General features: G+C 65.8%; 2 protein-coding genes. One reads left to right on the top strand and one right to left on the bottom strand.

Going from position 1 to position 790, the window contains the following annotated elements; genetic code table 11:
* Nucleotides 1-249 (top strand): pyridoxamine 5'-phosphate oxidase family protein (locus tag G3I60_RS44865; RefSeq protein ID WP_203675337.1); only part of this gene is annotated, 249 nt, incomplete at its 5' end.
* Nucleotides 250-482: 233 nt separating this feature from the next.
* On the opposite strand, the gene G3I60_RS43760 is transcribed toward G3I60_RS44865, so the two are convergent.
* A complete protein-coding gene (locus G3I60_RS43760) occupies nt 483-737 on the bottom strand; it encodes a DUF397 domain-containing protein (protein WP_164608556.1) in 255 nt (84 codons plus the stop codon).
* Nucleotides 738-790: the final 53 nt, after the last annotated feature.

Here is a 790-nt window from a genome sequence, read left to right as displayed (position 1 = left end):
GTCTTCTACACCAACTACGGCTCCCGCAAGGGCGCCGACCTCGACGCCAACCCGCGGGTCGCGCTGCTCTTCCCCTGGCATCCGCTGGCCCGCCAGGTCCGCGTCACCGGCACCGCCGCCAACGCACGTGTCGATACCAACGATGTCTCCGGCCTGTGCTTCACCGACTACTTCAACCTGCTGAAAGTCGATGGCACGTGGACCATTGTCAGCAAGATCTACCACACCAACGACGCGCCGAAATCGTAGCTGCGCACACGGCCGGGCGGGCATGGCCTTCCCCCTCTCGGTGGACACGTGGCGTGAGTTGACCGTGAGGTTGCCGGGCAAGAAACGTCCATGTCAGCAGCACACCCGCCGCAGTTCCGTCGGAGCGTGGGTGAAACCGGCGAGCAGTCGACGATGTTCCTGCTTCGCGCTGGTCGTCCTCGACGTCCTTTGCCACAGCTGAGGCGTACGACCAGGCCACGCTGCCGTGTAGTTCAGGCGGTACAGGCGACGAACGCGGACCAGGTCTCGCCGGTGACCGTGAGGTTGGGGCCGGTCGGGTTCTTGGAGTCGCGGATGTGGATGGCGGCGGTGGGGGTGTGGGGGCAGGCGGCGATCTCTACGCAGTTGCCGCCGCCGCTGTCGCTGTATGTCGACCTGCGCCAGGCGTAGGCGACTTCGACGCAGTCCCCGCCGCCGCTGTCGCTGTAGCTGGACTTGAACCACCGCAGTGCACTGGCGTCGCTCATGGTTCCTCTCCCGCCAACCGTTCGATGAGGCTGAGTGAGTCGTCGGGACTCAG

It is taken from the genome of Streptomyces sp. SID13666, assembly GCF_010548325.1.
Taxonomy (GTDB): Bacteria; Actinomycetota; Actinomycetes; order Streptomycetales; family Streptomycetaceae; genus Actinacidiphila; species Actinacidiphila fildesensis.
The sequence above is the reverse complement of the archived record's forward strand: the minus strand, read 5'-3'. Positions and strand labels throughout refer to the sequence as shown.

Bases quoted from the DNA above. Each gene is read 5' to 3' on its own strand.
- G3I60_RS43760 (WP_164608556.1), bottom strand. From the start codon at position 737: ATGAGCGACGCCAGTGCACTGCGGTGGTTCAAGTCCAGCTACAGCGAC.